This window comes from Hymenobacter glacialis (assembly GCF_001816165.1).
Lineage (GTDB): Bacteria > Bacteroidota > Bacteroidia > Cytophagales > Hymenobacteraceae > Hymenobacter > Hymenobacter glacialis.
Genome location: NZ_MDZC01000115.1, coordinates 1 through 800, shown reverse-complemented (window position 1 = coordinate 800; position 800 = coordinate 1). Strand labels below are relative to the sequence as shown.

At 62.1% G+C, this 800-nt stretch carries 1 protein-coding gene; it reads left to right on the top strand.

Annotated features, from left to right (window positions below):
- Positions 1-791: IS5 family transposase (locus BEN48_RS16395; RefSeq protein ID WP_083321149.1), on the top strand; the 791-nt coding region annotated here is incomplete at its 5' end.
- Positions 792-800 lie beyond the last annotated feature (9 nt).

The window sequence follows — 800 nt, the reverse complement described above, 5'->3', positions numbered from 1 at the left end:
AAGCAGCGCATTACCCGAGCGACATTTCTGACGATGAATGGGCCTTTGTATGCCCCTATTTGTGCTTAATGCGCGAAGACGCGCCCCAGCGGGAACACCCGTTGCGGGCGCTGCTCAACGGCTTGCGCTACCTGGCCCACACGGGTTGCCCCTGGCGCTACCTGCCCGGCGACCTGCCGCCCTGGTCCGCTGTCTACCAGCAATGGGAGCGCTGGCGCGATGCCCGCGTGTTTGAGCGTATCGTACACGATTTAAACGAATTGCAGCGGGTGCTGCTGGGTCGCTCCGCCACGCCGACCGCCGTTATTTTTGACGGGCGAACCTTGCAAAGCACGCCGGAAAGCGGGCACCGGGCCGGGTACGACGGGGCCAAGCGGCGCAAGGGCAGCAAGGCCCATATCGCCGTCGACACCCTGGGCCAGTTGCTGAGCGTCGTCATCACGCCAGCCAACGAACAAGAGCGGGCGCAGGTAGGCGAACTGTGCCGGCAGGTGCAGGAAATTACGGGCCAGACCGTGCAAGTCGGCTTTGGGGACCAAGGGTATACGGGGGAAGACCCGCAGTACGAGGCCGCCGTGCACGACATTGATTTACAAGTAATCGCCAAGCCCGAAGGCCAAACCGGGTTCGTCCTGTTACCCCGTCGCTGGGTGGTTGAACGCAGTTTTGCCTGGTGTAGCCGCTTCCGACGACTGGCCCGCGACCACGAGCGGCTCAGCCAGACCTTGCAGCAGCTGCATTTTGTCGTTTTCGCCTGCATTATGCTCGCCAGGCATACGAATAGTGCATAACAGCCTCTA